A 16,031-nucleotide genomic window follows, 5' to 3' on the forward strand; every position below is an offset into this window, starting at 1 on the left:
CTCGCTGGTGATCAGCAACTGCTCGCCGCGGAAAATGGCGCCGGTGAACACCATGGACGAGGTGCCTATGCGCGAGCACTTCATGGCGACGTCCAGTTGGTCGTCACAACGCGCTGACGCATGGAATTCGACCGTGGCTTTCTTCACATACAGCTCGCCGCCCAGCAGGTGCATGGCCTGTTCATACGGCAGGGCGAGCGCGCGCCAGTAGTCGGTGACTGCCGTGTCGAAGTACATCAGGTAGTGCGCGTTGAAGACAATTTTCTGCATGTCCACTTCGGCCCAGCGCACACGCAGGCGGTGAAAAAATCGGAAGTCCTGTCGTTTCATGTCTCTTACCTACTTGAAAAATGCATGGCGGAGCGCGTGCGCCGCATGGGCATGGGCCTGCCGGGCTTCGACAATGATGCGGCCCATCTTGATGAACTCATGCGTCACGCCGCGGTAAATCTCCAGGTCCACCGTGACGCCGGCCATGCGCAGTTTATCGGCATAGGCCAAGCCTTCGTCCACCAGCGGGTCGCACTCGGCCAGGCCTACCCAGGCCGGCGCCACGCCGTCCACGTCGGGCGCGGTCAGGGGCGCAAAACGCCAGTCGTGCCGGTCAGCCGGGCTGCGCAAATACTGGCCAAAGAAATAGTCGATGTGTGACGCTTCCAGTACAAAGCCTTCGGCAAAACGCCGGTGCGAGGCGCTGTCCTGCTGCGGCGCGCAGCCGGGGTAAATCAGCAGTTGCAGCTCCAGCGGCATGGCCATGTCGCGCGCATGGATGGCGCAGGCCGCGGCGAGTGTGCCGCCGGCGCTGTCGCCACCGACTGCAAGCCGGGTGCCGTCCAGGCCCTTGTCATCAGCATGAAATGACAGCCAGGCCAGCGCATCCCAGGCGTCGTTGGCGGCGGTCGGAAATTTGTGTTCAGGTGCGAGCCGGTAGTCCACCGAGATCACCGCGCAACCGGCCAGGTGGCAAAGCTGGCGGCACAGGATGTCGTGCGAGGCCACGCTGCCGATGGTGAAACCGCCGCCATGAAAATACATCAGCACCGGCAGCCTGGCGTGCGACGGTGCGTAGAGGCGCAGCGGCAGCGCAGAACCATCGCGCGCCGGAATGCTGAAGTCTTCCACGCGTGCCAGTGGCGCCGGCGGGATTTCCAGCACTCCCGCGCCGGCCTCGTAGGCGGCGCGCGCCTGCTGCGGGCTGAGCGTGTGCAGCGGCGGCCGCTCCGCGCGTGCCATGCGTACCAGCACGTCGCGCATCGCCGGGGTCAAGGGGTCTTTGGGAACAGCGGAATGTGTCATCAATTCAGGAAGTCGGGAGGCGGCAGGGCTATCACCCACGTGACGGATCTCCGGGTTGGACGGGTTCTCAAGGCGCCTCCAGCCATTAAAGTAGAGTCTCCAGATCGTACAACGCTCATACAAAGAGACAACACACCATGGCTTTCATCTATTACGTCACCCAGATCCAGTTCGAGTACGGCGCGGTCAAGCTGCTCAAGCAGGAGTGTGAACGTGTCGGCATCCGCCGCCCGCTGATCGTCACCGACGCCGGCGTCAAGGCCGCCGGTGTGTTGCAGAAGGCGCTCGACGCCCTGCCCGGCCTGGCTGTCACCGTGTTCGACGAAACACCGTCCAACCCGACCGAAGCCGCGGTGCGTGCCGCCGCCGCCATGTACAAGGCGAACAACTGCGATGGCCTGATCGCCGTTGGTGGCGGCTCGGCCATCGACTGTGCCAAGGGCGTGGCGATTGCCGCCACCCACGAAGGCCCGCTGACCACCTACGCCACCATCGAGGGCGGTTCGCTGAAGATCACCGACCGTGTCGCGCCGCTGATCGCCGTGCCCACCACCAGCGGCACCGGCAGCGAAGTCGCGCGCGGTGCCATCATCATCGTGGACGACCACCGCAAGCTGGGCTTTCACTCCTGGCACATCGTGCCCAAAACCGCGATCTGCGACCCCGAGCTGACCCTGGGCCTGCCCGCCAAACTGACCGCCGCGACCGGCATGGACGCGATTGCGCACTGCATGGAAACCTTCATGGCGCCGGCCTTCAACCCGCCGGCCGACGGCATTGCACTCGACGGCCTGCAGCGCGGCTGGGCGAATATCGAACGCGCCACCAAGGACGGCAGCGACCGCGAAGCCAGGCTCAACATGATGAGTGCGTCCATGCAGGGCGCGATGGCCTTCCAGAAAGGCCTCGGTTGCGTGCACAGCCTGAGTCACAGCCTGGGCGGCGTGGACCCGCGCCTGCACCACGGCTCACTCAACGCGATGTTTTTGCCGGCCGTGATCCGCTTCAACGCCGGCGCCGAATCGATTCAGAAAGAAAAACGCCTGGAACGCATGGCCCACGCCATGGGCTTGCCGCCCGGCAGCGACGTCGCCGACGCCGTGCGCGACATGAACGCCCGCCTCGGCCTGCCCACCGGCTTGGCCGCCATGGGTGTGACGCGTGAACAGTTCCCCGACATCATCAAGGGCGCGATGGCCGACCACTGCCACAAGACGAATCCGCGGATTGCGACGGCGGCGGAGTATGAACAGATGTTGGTGGATTCGCTTTGAAGAGCACATTAATTTGTCCGCAGTGACTTCCCCACCAAGTCCCTAACATGCGTCCATGCAGTCACTGCTCGATCAAGAAGTTTCCGATGCCAACTTTCTGCTTGGCCTTCAGCCCTTGCTCCGCATGCGCATGCAGCTATCAAAAACAGAGCATGCAGACGATGCCGGCGATCCGTCCAGTACCTTAGGGTCCCCGCCGTCGCCGCCTCAAATCGCCTCAACCCGCCCCATATCCGGCCGCAGCAACCACTCCTGCAGTTCATCGACCAGTTGCGCGCTGGCTGTGACCGCCGTGCTCCAGGCCTTGATGCGTCCGGGCAGGTCGGCGCCGTAGCGCAGGAAATCGTTGCGGTCGGGCAGCTTCTGGTTTGGCAGCGTCTTCACCCACGCCGGGTCGGGCGCCAGCAGCAGCATGTTGTCGAGGAAATGGGTCGCGCCGTGGCGCCACTTCAGGCCCTTGTCGAGCCAGCCGGGCACCACGGCTTTCTGGAAGTGCGGGTACAGCACCAGCCCCGGATTTTGTGAGCCATTTTGGCCTTCAGCCCCCGTCCCGACTGCGTGAGCAGCTATGAAATCAGAAGCATAGTTGAGGTGCAGGTGGTAGTCGGTGATGCCGCCGTCCCAGTAAGCGCCGGGGGGCGCGCCGGGAATGTTGTGCACGGCCTGCAGCATGAAGGGGATGGAGCAGCTGGCCTGCAGCGCCGGGTTGAAGTTGGCCTCGGTCAGTGCCAGCTGGCGCGTGCGGTAGTCGCTGGTGCCAAAGGGCAAGGGCGCACCCTGGCTGGAAAAAATCACGCGCTCCAGCCAGGCACCCATGGCCTTGCGGCGCACGGTGTTGGTCAGGAAAGCGCCCAGGTAGCCCAGCGGCGTGCGCAGGCCGTGTTCTCGCCCCAGCAGGTGGCGTCCGCGCGAGGTGACGATGTGCAGGCGGTAACGCGGGTGCTGCAGCACCTGCTGCACGCGGCCGCCGTAAAAGTCCTGCAGGCTCTGGCCGAACTGCTCGCTGACGTGTTGCGCGCTGGGTCGTTTCTGGCCGGGCTGCCAATCGAAATGCTGCCGGATGTAGTCGTCTTCCAGCCGCTGGAAGGCCGCCACCGGCTCGTCCAGGCAGGCGGTCGCCATGCGCCAGGCGCCTATCGACGCGCCAACCAGATGGACTGGCTGATTTGAAGATGCCAGCCATTCGCCAAAAATGAAGCGGTCCAGCGGCCCCAGCACCAGGCCCTTGGGCCCGCCCGCCGCGCCTGGCACCACGCGCACGTCCTGCGGCTGCAGGCCGTGTTGTTCGATGTGGCGTCGGGCCTGGGGGCCGGCGTAAAGGCGTAGGGCTTGCATGAAAGGTTTTGCCTGCTATGGTTTCAGGAGCTGCTTGCGCCCGTGCTGATTGGGCCAGATGCCGATTTGACATCAAAAAACCACGCACTGCAGCCTTCTCCGGGACAGACGCTATTTTTTCAGGGCAGTCAGCTTGCTGAAGGCGGATTCCATCGCGGTCGATGCCGCCGGTTGGGGCGCCCGGTTCTGCCCTCCCCCATAACTGCCGCTGCGGTTCTGCGCCGTCCCCGGCCGCGCGCCTTCAAAACGGTTCTCGCGTGGACCATCGCGGCGCGCCGGGGCAGCATCCAGCTTCATGGTCAGGGCAATGCGTTTGCGCGCCACGTCCACCTCGGTCACGCGCACTTTCACGATGTCGCCGGTCTTGACCACCTCACGCGCATCGGTGACGAACTTGTTGGAGAGCTGGCTCACATGAACCAGGCCGTCCTGGTGCACGCCAATGTCGATGAAGGCGCCGAAAGCGGCGACGTTGCTGACCGTGCCTTCGAGCGTCATGCCTTCCTTCAAATCCTTGATGTCTTCCACGCCGTCGTTGAAACGCGCGACCTTGAAGTCGGGGCGCGGATCGCGGCCGGGTTTTTCGAGCTCGGCGAGGATGTCTTTCACCGTGATCACGCCGAACTGCTCGTTGGCAAACAGCTCGGGTTTCAGCGTCTTGAGCATGTCGGCGCGGCCCATCAACTCGGCCACCGGCTTGCCGGTGTGCGCCATGATTTTTTCCACCACCGGGTAAGTCTCGGGGTGCACACCCGTCATGTCCAGCGGGTTGCTGCCTTCGGCCTGGCTGCGCAGGCGCAGAAAGCCAGCGCTTTGTTCAAAGGTCTTGGCGCCCAGGCCGCTGACTTTCAACAAATCGGCCCGGCTGGCAAACGCGCCGTTGGCGTCGCGCCAGCGCACCACGGCCTTGGCCACGGTGTTGCTCAGGCCGGAGACCCTTGCCAGCAGCGGCACACTCGCGGTGTTCAGGTCCACGCCCACACTGTTGACGCAATCCTCGACCACGGTGTCCAGGCTGCGCATCAGGTCGCTCTGGTTCACGTCGTGCTGGTACTGGCCGACGCCGATGGACTTGGGGTCAATCTTGACCAGTTCAGCCAGCGGGTCCTGCAGGCGGCGCGCAATACTCGCGGCGCCGCGCAGGCTGACGTCCACGTCGGGCATCTCCTGGCTGGCAAATTCGCTGGCCGAATAGACCGAGGCGCCGGCTTCGCTGACCACGACTTTTTCAATGACTTGCTCTACCTTGGCCAAACCCTTGATCAAATCGGCCGCGAGTTTGTCGGTTTCGCGGCTGGCCGTGCCGTTGCCGATGGCGATCAGGTTGACGCCGTGTTTCTCGCACAGCTTGGCCAGGGTGTGCAGCGAGCCTTCCCAGTCCTTGCGCGGCTCATGCGGGTACACGGTGGAGGTTTCGACCAGCTTGCCGGTGGCATCCACCACCGCGATCTTGACCCCGGTACGTATGCCCGGGTCCAGGCCCATCACCACACGCGGGCCGGCCGGCGCGGCCAGAAGCAGGTCGCGCAGGTTGTCGGCAAACACCTTGATCGCGACTTTTTCGGCCTCTTCACGCAGGCGGCTGAACAGGTCGCGCTCTATCGACAGGCTCAGTTTGACCTTCCAGGTCCAGCCCACACATTTGCGCAGCAGATCGTCGGCCGCCCTGCCCTTGTGGCTCCAGCCCAGGTGGACGGCGATTTTGCCTTCGGCGATGCTGGGTTTGCCGGGCTCGGGCATCTCGGGCAGCAGCAGCTTGGCGTCCAGAATTTCCAGCCCGCGGCCGCGGAACACCGCCAGTGCGCGGTGCGAAGGCACGCGGCCAATCGGTTCGTCGTAGTCGAAGTAGTCGCGGAACTTGCTGTTGTCGATGTTGTTCTCATCCTTGCCGGTCACCAGCTTCGATGACAGCAGCCCTTCGCTCCACAGCCACTGGCGCAGCATCTGCAGCAGGCCCGCGTCTTCGGCCCAGCGTTCGCTCAGGATGTCGCGCACGCCGTCGAGCACCGCCTGCACCGAGGTGAAGTCGTCGCCGCTTTCCATTTTTTCGGCTTTGACAAAGGCCACCGCCTCGTCCGCCGGCACCAGCGTCGGATCGGCAAACAGTTTGTCGGCCAGTGGCTCAATGCCGGCTTCGCGCGCCATCTGGCCCTTGGTGCGGCGTTTCTGCTTGAAGGGCAAATAAAGGTCTTCGAGCTCCTGCTTGGTCGGCGCGGCGGCAATAGCGGCCGCCAGCTCGGGCGTCAGCTTGCCTTGTTCATCAATACTTTTGAGCACGGCTTCGCGGCGCTCTTCGAGCTCGCGCAGGTAGCCGAGGCGAAATTCGAGCTCGCGCAGCTGGATGTCGTCGAGCCCACCGGTGACTTCCTTGCGGTAACGCGCGATGAACGGCACGGTGGCGCCGCCGTCAAGCAGCTCCACGGCGGTCTTGACCTGGTGTTCCTGGACCTTGATTTCTGCGGCGATCTGGCGAATGATTTTTTGCATGGATGTCTGAAATGGCGCTGCTGGAATGGGCGGCAAAGTGGGCGAGTGTGCCACACCGCCGGGGTCGCCCTGCCACCGCAAAGTCCGCTACCATCCTGACTCCCCTTTCATCAACCCGGCACGCAGGAATCTCATGGCAGTCGAACAAGGCAGCGAGCTCGTCAAGGTGGTGGTGTTGCTGGCCGCGGGCGTGCTGGCTGTGCCGCTGTTCAAACGGCTGGGTCTGGGCTCGGTACTCGGTTATCTGGCGGCCGGTCTGGCCATCGGCCCGTTTGGCCTGGGCTTGTTCAGCGAGGCCGGCACCATCCTTCACCTGGCGGAACTGGGTGTGGTGATGTTCCTGTTCGTCATCGGGCTGGAGATGCAGCCGACCCGGCTCTGGACGCTGCGGCGCCAGATCTTCGGCCTGGGGCTGGCGCAGGTGGTGGTCTGCGGTGCCCTGCTCACGGCCCTGGGCATGGGCGCCGGGCTCAAACCCGTGGTGGCTTTCATCGCGGCCATGGGTTTTGTGCTGTCGTCTACCGCCATCGTGATGCAGTTGCTTGAGGAACGCGGCGACACCTCCACCCCGCGCGGCCAGCGCATGGTGTCCATCCTGCTGCTGGAAGACCTTGCCATCGTGCCCTTGCTGGCAATTGTGGCTTTCCTGGCGCCGGATGCGACCGATGGCTCGGGTGTATCGCGCTGGGTCAGCATCGGGGTGGCGCTGGCGGCCATCATGGGCCTGGTGGCGGTGAGCCGCTGGCTGCTCAACCCGCTGTTTCGCGTGCTGGCCAAGGCCAAGGCCCGCGAGGTGATGACGGCCGCCGCCCTGCTGGTGGTGCTGGGCGCTGCGCTGGCCATGCAGTGGGGCGGGCTGTCGATGGCCTTGGGCGCGTTTGCTGCCGGGGTGATGTTGTCGGAGTCGACGTTCCGGCATCAGCTGGAAGCCGACATTGAGCCCTTCCGCGGCATTTTGCTGGGCCTGTTTTTCATGGGCGTAGGCATGTCGCTGGACCTCACGCTGGTGCTGGCGGACTGGCCGCTGATTCTCGGCGGCGTGCTGGCCTACATGGCGTTCAAGGGCCTGGGCATCTACACCGTGGCCCGCCTCACCAAGTCAAATCATGGCGATGCGCTGCAGCGCACCGCCATGATGGCCCAGGGCGGCGAATTTGCCTTTGTGCTGTATTCGGCCGCCGCTGCGGCCGGCATCGTGGAAGCCAGTGTCAATGCCGTGCTGACGGCCGCCATCATCATCTCGATGGCGCTGACGCCGCTGGCCGTGTTGTCGCTTCGCTGGCTCCTGCCTGACAAGCCGGGCCAGGACATGGACGGCGTGGAGAGTGTGGAAAAGGCCCAGGGCCTCAAGGGCAGCGTGCTGATCATCGGTTTCGGCCGCTTCGGCCAGATCGCCAGCCAGTCGCTGCTGGCGCGCGGCATCGACATCGCCATCATCGAAAACGACACCGACATGATCCGCGCGGCGGCGCAGTTCGGTTTCAAGGTGTATTACGGCGACGGCACCCGGCTGGACGTGTTGCACGCCAGCGGCGCTGACCATGCACGCGCCATCCTGGTCTGCGTGGACAAAAAAGAGGCGACCAGCCGCATCGTGGAGCTGGCCAAGCATGAGTTCCCCCTGACCCCGGTGCTGGCCCGCGCCTACGACCGCCAGCACGCGATCGAGCTGATCCGCTTCGGCGTGGACTACCAGCTGCGCGAAACCCTGGAGTCGGCCCTGGCCTTCAGCAGCGAAGCCCTGCGAAAACTCGGCGTGGAAGAAGTCGATGTGGCCGAGATCGCTGAAGACATCCGCCGCCGCGACGCCGAACGACTGCAGCTGCAACTGTGCGGCGACATCAGCAGCGGCATCGACCTGATGCACGGCGGGCGCTGGACACCGGCGCCGCTGACCCGGCCCAAACAGTCCGGGAAGGCGCTCAACGAGCAGGCCGCCCAGGCCCTGGAGCCCACCGGTTCCGGTGCAGCCGAGGGGCCGCAAGTGGCCGGCGACCGCGCCAGGCCCGGCTGATCGCACCGTCGGCGCTCGCACGGTCAGGCTTTTTTCCTACAGACAAGGCGGGCGGCGGCATCCATCATCAGGACTTCAATTCCTGGAGCCCGACCATGCGTATCCGAACCATTGTGTTGATCATTGCCATTGTGCTGATGGCCGGTTTTGCGGCGCTCAACCTCGACGAGTTCAGCCGCCCCTCCGTGCTGAGCCTGGGCTTCACCACCGTGCAGGTGCCGCTGGGCCTGGTCATGCTGGTGCTGCTGGCCGCGGTGCTGCTGGTGTTTCTGGCGACCACGCTGTACATCCAGAGCACCCACCTGCTGGAAATGCGGCAGACCACCCGGGCGCTGACAGCCCAGCGCGAGCTGGCCGACAAGGCGGAAGGCTCGCGTTTCACCGAACTGCGCCAGTACCTTGAAGCCCAGGCGCTGAGCACCCAGCAGCGGGATGCGGCCCAGGCGACGGTTCTGGCTGAGCGACTGGCCCAAAGCCAGGAGGCCTTGTCGAGCAAGATCGAGCAGTCCGGCAACACGCTGGCGGCCTATATCGGCGAGCTCGAAGACCGGCTCGAAAAGCGCGATGGCGGGAGCCGGCCTGTGTTGCTCGCGGACAGTTCGACGCGGCTCTGACGGCCAGCCGCAAGCGCAGGCACAGCGCAAGCCGCTGTAAGAACCCGCCCGACCCGGCGACCAACGGACTTCACCGTTGCACAAGGACGCCGCCGTGGTCATCAAAACTCCTAAATTCATAGCTGCTTGCGCCCTGTTGGCGGGGGCTACAGCCACTTTTGGCATGCAAAACCAGTGCACGGCAAGCTCCGGGCCCCTGGTCACGCCGGTACTGGAGTTGTATACCTCGGAGGGCTGCAGTTCCTGTCCGCCCGCCGACCAGTGGGCTTCCAGCTTCAAGGGCAAGGAGGTGGTGGTGCAGGCCTTTCATGTCGGTTACTGGGACTACATCGGTTGGGTAGACCGTTTTGCAACGCCCGCCTACACCCAGCGCCAGCGCGATGTGGCAGCGAGAAACCGGCTGCGCAACATCTACACCCCGCAGGTGGTGCTCGACGGCCGCGACTGGCCGCAGTGGCAGGGCGCGTCATCGCGTGTCACGACCGGGCGCGAAACCGCACAGCTCCAATTGATGATCCGGCGGCTGGCCGACGACCAGTTCGAAGCCACCGTCACCCCCTCCGGCGCGGCCCCTGCCGCACAGACCTGGGCGGCCTACTGGACGGTGACCGAACATGCTCACAACTCCAGCGTGAAGGCCGGAGAAAATGCCGGCGAGTTCCTCAAACACGACTTCGTGGTCCGCCAGTACACCCCGGCCGGAGAATACAGGGGGAGCGACGTCAGCCCGAAAAGGCTCGGCTTGCGCAGCATTGCCGCCACCCCGGGCCACGAGCGTCAGGTCAACCTCGTGGTGTTCGAGCCGCGAAGCGGCAAAACCCTGCAGGCCCTGAGCCTGCAGTGCCCGCCGGGATGACCCCGCCGCGCGCGGAGGGGAAAGGCATAACCAGGGCTGGCGTCACACGCCGCTGCACAGCTCAGGCACACACGATTTTTGCGGATTCGCCTTCCGCCATCAGCCAGCGAACGAAATCCTGCGCGTCCTGATTGGCCGCCGAGCGCGGCCCGAGGGTCACAAAATAGCCAAAACGGGAGACCGCCCCGCTGAAAGGCGCAACCAGCCGGCCGTCGCGCAACAGTTCCGCCAGCAGCGGCAGGCGACCGATGGCCACGCCCTGCCCTGCGACGGCCGCCGCGACCACATCCGAGTACTGCGAAAAGCGCAGCGTGTTCTTCATGCGCAGGTCCGGCAGGCCCATGACGCGGAACCACGGCTCCCAGTCCATCGTCAGGGGCTGTCCCTGCGGCATGTCGGTTGCCAACAGGGTGTGGCCGGCCAGGTCGGCGGGTTTTTTCAAAGGCAGGCTGAGGTTTTTCAGCAGCTGCGGTGAACACACAGGTGTGACGGTTTCCTCGAACAGGACACTTCCCACGGCGCGGCTGAGGGCGCTCAGGCGCACCGAAACGTCAATGCCGCTGCGGTCCAGGTCCAGTACTTCCAGCGTGGCGGAAATGCGCACGTCCACCCCCGGGTGCGTGGCGGTAAAGCGGCTCAGGCGCGGAATCAGCCAGAGCGACGCAAAACCCGGCGTGGTGGTGATCGCGACCTGCCGCATCGCTGTGGTGGCACGCACGCTGGCGGTGGCATCACGCAGCCGCTCCAGACAGTCGGAGACGGCACGTTGCATCAGGCGCCCGGCCTCGGTGAGCGCCAGGGCGCGGTGCCGCCGCTCAAACAGGACTGTGCCCAGGTCGGCCTCGATCTGCTGGATCTGCCGGCTGACGGCCGATTGCGTGAGAAACAGCTCTGCGGCTGCACGCGTGAAACTCAGTGTGCGGGCGGCCGCCTCGAAGCTGTAAAGCAGGTCCAGGCGCGGCAGCTGATTGCGCCGGATGGCCGGGGTGGCCGCTTGCGGTGCGGTGGTTTTCACATTCTCTGGGCGCATGCAAATGATTCCAAATCACCGTTTGAACACAATGGAGACGGCCAGTATATTCATTTCCTCCACGAATGTGAAACGAAAGCGAGGCTTGTCATGACGACCCATTCACCCGCTCTGGACCTGAACCTTGCCCACCAGGCGATGTTCACCGTGTCCGACGCTGCCGGCGTGCAGATCCTCTGCCATGAAGGCAGCCTGTGGCTCACGCTTGATGATGATCCGCGCGATATCGTGCTGGACGCGGGCGGCAGCTTCCTGACCACGGAACACCGCCGTGCGCTGATCTACGCGATGCAGCCGTCTTCCCTCAGCCTGGTCGTGGAGCCTTCGGTGGCCACCGCGCGTCCCGCCCATCGTGCGCAGGCGGCGCCCGCCGTCCAGGTGACGTTTGCGCTTCAGCCCGCCTGAGGGGCGGCGCCCCTCCCCGCAGACGGTTGCTCAGGGGCAGACGGCTTCGACATTGTTGCCGTCGGGGTCGATCAGGAAGGCCGCGTAGTAGGTCGGGCTGTAGTCCGGGCGCGGGCCGGGTCCGCCGTTGTCGCTGGCGCCTGCTTTCAGGCCAGCCTTGTAAAAAGCATCCACCGCCTTGTGGCTGGCTGCCCGGAACGCGATGTGGGTGCCGGGGCCCTTGGCGTCTTGGGACGCATACAGCCACAAGGCCGGTGCGTCGGCCGGGCCGATGCCGGCGTAGCTGTCGTCGTGGGAGCCCAGCACATGGCCCAGCGGCGCGAGGGCGGTTTCGTAAAAACGGATGCTGGCGGCGAGGTTGCTGACTTTTATGCCGAGGTGGTCGTACATGGTGCTTTCCTGCTGGATGAGTGGATCAGGTGTCCATCATCGAGCAGTGCAGCCATGCGGTCTTGGAGAATCTTGCGCTCTCCTTTCAGGCCTTTTTTTGCGACCTGGCGGAAGGCACGCGGCGAGAGGCCGGCCGCGCGGTGGAAGGTGCGTACAAAATTGCTGAGGTCGGCAAACCCGACGTCCAGCGCCACATCGGTGACGAACTGGTCGCCATCGGCCAACAGCCGCGCCGCATGGCGCAGCCGGCAGCGCACCAGGTACTGGTGAGGCGAGACACCAAGCACCCTCGAGAACAGCCGCAGGAAGTGAAACGGGCTCAGTCCCGCCTGGCTGGCTGCGTGGTCCAGGGCGATGTCGTCGTGCGAATGGGCGTGGATCCACATTGCCGCGTCGACAGCGCGCTGGCGATCACGCGCGCCTGCGCGCTGCGGCGTCCGCCTGCGGCCCGACACCACGTCAACAAAACGGGAGGCAAACCACAGGCCGGCTTCGTTCAGGCCGACATCACTCCGGCTTTCGGCTGCTGCCTGTGCCAGCTCGCCCAGCACCATGAGTTCGGGCAAAGGCGGCAGGCCGCCGGTGCGCCAGGTGCTGGCGTCGCCGCCAAGAAGATCGACAAAACCCGGCGAGAGGTGAAAAGCCAGGCATTCGTCGCCGCAGACATGGTTGTCGTGTGTGCACATGAACTCGTCGCCAGGGTGCCCCACCAGCACCGAGCCGGCGACCAGTTCATAACACTCGCCGCGCACCCGATAGCCGAAGCTGCCCTTGCGCACATAGGAGACCGAATAACCCTGGTGCAGCTCGGTGAAAGGCCTGGCATCGGGTCCGGTGCTGCAGCGGTAGTCCACAACCTCGATCGGGCCGGACTGCAGTTCGGTGGCGGTCAGCATGAACGCCTCTGCTTCAGGCCTCGCGCAAGGCCTTCTTCAGTTCGACGCCGATCTCGGGCTTGTGCGCAAAAGGATTCGTCGGGTTGCGTGCCTGCAAGATGTCTTCCAGCCGCGTCTGCACCGAGCCGATGGCCTTGGGGTGGCTGTAGATGTAGAACTGGTTGGCCGCGATCGCATCGAACACTTTTTGCGCGACCTCGGCCGCAGTGACCTTGCCGGAACCCACGGCCTTGTCGCTCATGGCCTGGCCGATCAGCTGGCTTTTGGTCGGTTTGGCGGCCGGCAGCTCATCGGGCCGGTTGCGCTGGCTCTGGCTGATGCCGGTGGGCACAAAGAAAGGGCACAGCACCGAGGCACTGATCTGGTCGGTGACCAGCGCGAGGTCCTGGTACAGGGTTTCGCTCATCGCCACGACTGCATGTTTGCTGACGTTGTAAATGCCCATGTTGGGCGCGTTCAGCAGGCCGGCCATGCTAGCCGTATTGACGATGTGGCCCTGCCAGGCCGGGTCTTTCCTGGCGGCTTCCAGCATCATGGGCGTGAAGACGCGCACGCCATGTGCCACGCCCATGAGGTTGACGCCGATGACCCATTCCCAGTCTTTCAGCGTGTTTTCCCAGATCAGTCCCCCTGCCCCGACGCCGGCGTTGTTGAAAACAAAATGCGGCGCACCGAAACGTGCCAGCACGGCGGCCCCCAGCGCTTCGACCTCGGCGGCTTTGGACACGTCGAGGCGGAAAGCCAGCACCTGCGCGCCGGCGGCCGTCATTTCAGCTGCGGCCTTGTCCAGCGCGTCCTGCTGCACATCGGCCAGCACCAGATTCATGCCGAGCCGGGCGCCTATACGCGCGCACTCAAGGCCAAAGCCCGAGCCTGCACCGGTGAGAACGGCGGTTTTGCCTTTGAATTCCGAGATCATGGGGTGTCCTTGGTTGTCGGGGGGGCGAAAGCCTCAGGCTTCCACTTTCTTGAGGGCGTAACCGATGCGCGGGAAGTGCACATGCAGCATGCCGGCGCGTTCGTCGCTGCGGCTCAGCGTGTAGTGCGTGCGGGTCGCGGCGATCAGTTCGCCTTCGGTGGGTTCCGGGCCGAAACTCTCCGCGGTGATGCTGACGCGGCTGCCAAGCGGGATGCCGTGTTCGTCCTGGAAGGTGCTGTCGCGCAGCAGGCCGTGGCCCACTACCATGGGTTCGGCGCCAGCCGCTGCGGCGATGGCTTGGGCTGCATCGAATTTTTCCATGCTGCCCTGCCCGATGGCGGCCATGCGGTCCATCCAGTCGAGTACAGCCGGTGTGAGCTGGAGGATGTCGGCTACCACGGGCGTGCGCACCCGGGTGAACCACAGCGGGTGGTAGGCGGCGAAGTCGGCGATGCAGGGCACCTGGCCGAGCAGAAAAGGCTGTTCGTCAAGCATGTCCGACAGGCGCCGCAGGTAAGACTTGTAGGCGGCTGCGGCGTCCGCCGGCCGCAGGCGCACCATGCCGGCGCTCATGGCCTTGCGGTCGTCGCCAAACGCGCGGGCCGCTTCAGGCGGCGCACCGTCAAACATGTGGGCAGCGCCTTTGGGGCCGAGGTTGTGCGCCATGGCGGCCCAGAACAGGGTGCTGTCGGCCCACTGCGCCAGCGTGCGCGCCAGGCCTTTGCCCGGTTCGGGGTAGATGGACGGGTTGGGTTGCAGGTGTTCGAGCACGTCGGCGATCAGTGCACTGTCGCAAAAAATGTCGGCGCCCACCTGCATGAACGGGGTCTTGCGGTAGCCGCCGGTCAACGCCACCACGTCGGGTTTGGGCATCAGGGCCGGAATGACCACCGACTTCCAGGCGAGTTGTTTGTAGCCCATGATCAGCCGGATTTTTTCCGAGAAGGGCGAGTTCGGGTAGTGGTGAAGAATCAGGTCGGCCATGGTGGGTTTCCTTTTGGTGCTTGCTTAGCGCGGCATGGCGCGGGTGATCAGGGCGTCGAAGTCCACATCGGCGCCCAGGGTGCCGAAAGCCTGGCCCCAGTCGCCGCCCAGCCGTGAATCGCAGAAGGCCTCGAACACGGCCGCGGGCGCGCTCTGGTACAGCAGCGCTGCCTGCACGGCCAGCGCCACGTCCTGCGCCAGCCGCCGGGCTTCCATTTCGGTGGCCATCTCCTCGACGCGGGTCGGCAAGGCTGCGGCCAGCCGGTCCAGCGCCGGGTGTGCGCCTTGGGCGGGTGCCAGTTCCTGCGCCAGCGCTGCGGCGGCATCGGCCTTGCGCAGAGCGCGCAGCAGGTCCAGCGCCATGATGTTGCCGGCACCTTCCCAGATCGAATTGAGCGGCATCTCACGGTAGATGCGGGCCATGATGCCTTCGCCGCCCTCTTCCACATAACCGTTGCCGCCCAGGCATTCCATGGCTTCCTGCGCAAAATGGCTGCCGCGTTTGCAGATCCAGAACTTGGCAACCGGCGTGAGCAGGCGCGCCATGGCCTGCTCGTGCGGGTCGGCGCTGTGGTCGAAGGCCCGCGCCAGCCGGATGGACAGCGCCGTGGCCGCTTCGGATTCGAGGGCCAGGTCGGCCAGCACGTTGCGCATCAGCGGCTGGTCGATCAGCGGCCGGCCGAAGGCCTCGCGCTGCGCGCAATGGTTCAGCGCAATGCTCAGCGCCTGACGCATCAGGCCGCTGGTGCCGAGTGCGCAGTCCAGCCGCGTCATGGTGCCCATCTCGAGGATTTGCGGCACACCGCGGCCTTCCTCCCCGACCAGCCAGACGGTGGCGCTGTCGAACTCGACCTCGGAGCTCGCATTGGCCTTGTTGCCGAGTTTGTCTTTCAGACGCTGGATGCGGATGGTGTTGAGGCTCTTGTCAGGAAGCACGCGCGGAATGAAAAAGCAGCTCAAGCCCGCGGGCGCCTGCGCCAGCACCAGGAAGGCGTCACACATGGGTGCCGAAAAAAACCACTTGTGGCCCGTCAGTCGAAAGCGCTGGCCCCAGGCGTCGCTGCCGTCGGGCACGGCCTGTGTCGTGTTGGCGCGCACGTCCGAGCCGCCCTGCTTTTCGGTCATGCCCATGCCCATGGTCACACCGGCCTTTTCCGAGAACAACTTGAGTGCCGGGTCGTAAGCCCGGCTGGTGAGCCGGGGCGCCCAGTCGGCATGGATGGCGGCGTTGCTGCGCAGCGCCGGCGTGACCGCGTAGGTCATGGAGATCGGGCAGAGGATGGAGGGTTCCAGCTCGGTGAACAGCATGAAGCCGGCGGCTCTCAGTACGTGCGGCGATGCGCCTGGCTTCGGCGCCGGGCCGTCCCAAGCCGAAGCAGCCCCCTCGGGGGGCAGCGTAGTACGCGAAGCGACAAGCGTGGGGGCCACAGATCCGTTCCAGGGCGTGCCATGCAGGCCGGCCCTGGTTGCGGCGTTCATGAGCACGTGATAACTCGGGTGAAACTCCACCTGGTCCACCCGCCGGCCGAAG

Annotated in this window: 15 protein-coding genes; 5 read left to right on the forward strand and 10 right to left on the reverse strand. The window is 65.1% G+C overall.

Annotated elements, in window-relative coordinates:
• Together PSV33_RS10405 and PSV33_RS10410 are read right to left on the reverse strand one after the other, a co-directional pair.
• The coding region (locus PSV33_RS10405; RefSeq protein ID WP_300561334.1) for a thioesterase family protein at positions 1-330 on the reverse strand (330 nt) is incomplete at its 3' end.
• Positions 331-339: 9 nt separating this feature from the next.
• Positions 340-1,296, reverse strand: a complete 957-nt coding sequence (locus tag PSV33_RS10410) for an alpha/beta hydrolase (protein WP_300561337.1) — start codon at positions 1,294-1,296, stop codon at positions 340-342.
• A gap of 137 nt (positions 1,297-1,433) precedes the next feature.
• Between PSV33_RS10410 and PSV33_RS10415 the strand changes: the two genes are divergently transcribed.
• Positions 1,434-2,570, forward strand: a complete 1,137-nt coding sequence (locus PSV33_RS10415) for an iron-containing alcohol dehydrogenase (protein ID WP_300561340.1) — start codon at positions 1,434-1,436, stop codon at positions 2,568-2,570.
• 207 nt (positions 2,571-2,777) lie between these two features.
• Here PSV33_RS10415 and PSV33_RS10420 read toward each other — a convergent pair whose 3' ends face one another.
• Complete coding sequence (locus PSV33_RS10420; protein WP_300561343.1) at positions 2,778-3,905, reverse strand: patatin-like phospholipase family protein; 1,128 nt, start codon at positions 3,903-3,905, stop codon at positions 2,778-2,780.
• 111 nt (positions 3,906-4,016) lie between these two features.
• Complete coding sequence (locus tag PSV33_RS10425; protein ID WP_300561346.1) at positions 4,017-6,392, reverse strand: Tex family protein; 2,376 nt, start codon at positions 6,390-6,392, stop codon at positions 4,017-4,019.
• Between the two features lie 133 nt (positions 6,393-6,525).
• Between PSV33_RS10425 and PSV33_RS10430 the strand changes: the two genes are divergently transcribed.
• From PSV33_RS10430 to PSV33_RS10440, 3 genes are all read left to right on the forward strand, one after another.
• On the forward strand, positions 6,526-8,406 hold the full coding sequence (locus PSV33_RS10430; RefSeq protein WP_300561349.1) for a monovalent cation:proton antiporter-2 (CPA2) family protein: 1,881 nt from the start codon (positions 6,526-6,528) through the stop codon (positions 8,404-8,406).
• Positions 8,407-8,501: 95 nt separating this feature from the next.
• The gene (locus PSV33_RS10435) at positions 8,502-9,020 is read left to right on the forward strand and encodes a hypothetical protein (RefSeq protein ID WP_300561352.1); all 519 of its coding nucleotides are present in this window, start codon (positions 8,502-8,504) and stop codon (positions 9,018-9,020) included.
• 163 nt (positions 9,021-9,183) lie between these two features.
• Complete coding sequence (locus PSV33_RS10440) at positions 9,184-9,876, forward strand: DUF1223 domain-containing protein (RefSeq protein ID WP_300561355.1); 693 nt, start codon at positions 9,184-9,186, stop codon at positions 9,874-9,876.
• A 61-nt stretch (positions 9,877-9,937) separates the two neighbouring features.
• Here PSV33_RS10440 and PSV33_RS10445 read toward each other — a convergent pair whose 3' ends face one another.
• On the reverse strand, positions 9,938-10,906 hold the full coding sequence (locus tag PSV33_RS10445) for a LysR substrate-binding domain-containing protein (protein ID WP_300561357.1): 969 nt from the start codon (positions 10,904-10,906) through the stop codon (positions 9,938-9,940).
• A 90-nt stretch (positions 10,907-10,996) separates the two neighbouring features.
• Between PSV33_RS10445 and PSV33_RS10450 the strand changes: the two genes are divergently transcribed.
• Entirely contained in the window at positions 10,997-11,311 is a 315-nt protein-coding gene (locus PSV33_RS10450) for a DUF2917 domain-containing protein (protein ID WP_300561359.1), read from the forward strand.
• Between the two features lie 30 nt (positions 11,312-11,341).
• Here the strand turns inward: PSV33_RS10450 and PSV33_RS10455 are convergent, their stop codons facing one another.
• The 5 genes from PSV33_RS10455 to PSV33_RS10475 form a co-directional block, all read right to left on the reverse strand.
• Positions 11,342-11,701, reverse strand: a complete 360-nt coding sequence (locus tag PSV33_RS10455; protein ID WP_300561362.1) for a VOC family protein — start codon at positions 11,699-11,701, stop codon at positions 11,342-11,344.
• Positions 11,680-12,597 carry an AraC family transcriptional regulator gene (locus PSV33_RS10460; protein ID WP_300561365.1) on the reverse strand — a complete coding sequence of 306 codons (918 nt, stop codon included), beginning with the start codon at positions 12,595-12,597 and terminating at the stop codon, positions 11,680-11,682. The genes PSV33_RS10455 and PSV33_RS10460 overlap by 22 nt, the downstream gene beginning before the upstream one ends.
• Before the next feature lie 13 nt (positions 12,598-12,610).
• Entirely contained in the window at positions 12,611-13,516 is a 906-nt protein-coding gene (locus tag PSV33_RS10465; protein ID WP_300561368.1) for an SDR family oxidoreductase, read from the reverse strand.
• A 33-nt stretch (positions 13,517-13,549) separates the two neighbouring features.
• Entirely contained in the window at positions 13,550-14,500 is a 951-nt protein-coding gene (locus PSV33_RS10470; protein WP_300561370.1) for a glutathione S-transferase family protein, read from the reverse strand.
• A gap of 24 nt (positions 14,501-14,524) precedes the next feature.
• Positions 14,525-16,031: acyl-CoA dehydrogenase family protein (locus tag PSV33_RS10475; protein WP_300561372.1), on the reverse strand; the 1,507-nt coding region annotated here is incomplete at its 5' end.

The sequence above is a fragment of the Polaromonas sp. genome (assembly GCF_029945895.1).
Taxonomy (GTDB): domain Bacteria; phylum Pseudomonadota; class Gammaproteobacteria; order Burkholderiales; family Burkholderiaceae_C; genus Polaromonas.

What these genes read in the sequence shown, in the direction of transcription:
- PSV33_RS10415 (WP_300561340.1), top strand. Translation starts at nt 1,434, where the DNA reads ATGGCTTTCATCTATTACGTCACCCAGATCCAGTTCGAGTACGGCGCG.
- PSV33_RS10445 (WP_300561357.1), bottom strand. Translation starts at nt 10,906, where the DNA reads ATGCGCCCAGAGAATGTGAAAACCACCGCACCGCAAGCGGCCACCCCG.
- PSV33_RS10420 (WP_300561343.1), bottom strand. Translation starts at nt 3,905, where the DNA reads ATGCAAGCCCTACGCCTTTACGCCGGCCCCCAGGCCCGACGCCACATC.
- PSV33_RS10455 (WP_300561362.1), bottom strand. Translation starts at nt 11,701, where the DNA reads ATGTACGACCACCTCGGCATAAAAGTCAGCAACCTCGCCGCCAGCATC.
- PSV33_RS10440 (WP_300561355.1), top strand. Translation starts at nt 9,184, where the DNA reads ATGCAAAACCAGTGCACGGCAAGCTCCGGGCCCCTGGTCACGCCGGTA.
- PSV33_RS10430 (WP_300561349.1), top strand. Translation starts at nt 6,526, where the DNA reads ATGGCAGTCGAACAAGGCAGCGAGCTCGTCAAGGTGGTGGTGTTGCTG.
- PSV33_RS10425 (WP_300561346.1), bottom strand. Translation starts at nt 6,392, where the DNA reads ATGCAAAAAATCATTCGCCAGATCGCCGCAGAAATCAAGGTCCAGGAA.
- PSV33_RS10450 (WP_300561359.1), top strand. Translation starts at nt 10,997, where the DNA reads ATGACGACCCATTCACCCGCTCTGGACCTGAACCTTGCCCACCAGGCG.
- PSV33_RS10460 (WP_300561365.1), bottom strand. Translation starts at nt 12,597, where the DNA reads ATGCTGACCGCCACCGAACTGCAGTCCGGCCCGATCGAGGTTGTGGAC.
- PSV33_RS10435 (WP_300561352.1), top strand. Translation starts at nt 8,502, where the DNA reads ATGCGTATCCGAACCATTGTGTTGATCATTGCCATTGTGCTGATGGCC.
- PSV33_RS10465 (WP_300561368.1), bottom strand. Translation starts at nt 13,516, where the DNA reads ATGATCTCGGAATTCAAAGGCAAAACCGCCGTTCTCACCGGTGCAGGC.
- PSV33_RS10410 (WP_300561337.1), bottom strand. Translation starts at nt 1,296, where the DNA reads ATGACACATTCCGCTGTTCCCAAAGACCCCTTGACCCCGGCGATGCGC.
- PSV33_RS10470 (WP_300561370.1), bottom strand. Translation starts at nt 14,500, where the DNA reads ATGGCCGACCTGATTCTTCACCACTACCCGAACTCGCCCTTCTCGGAA.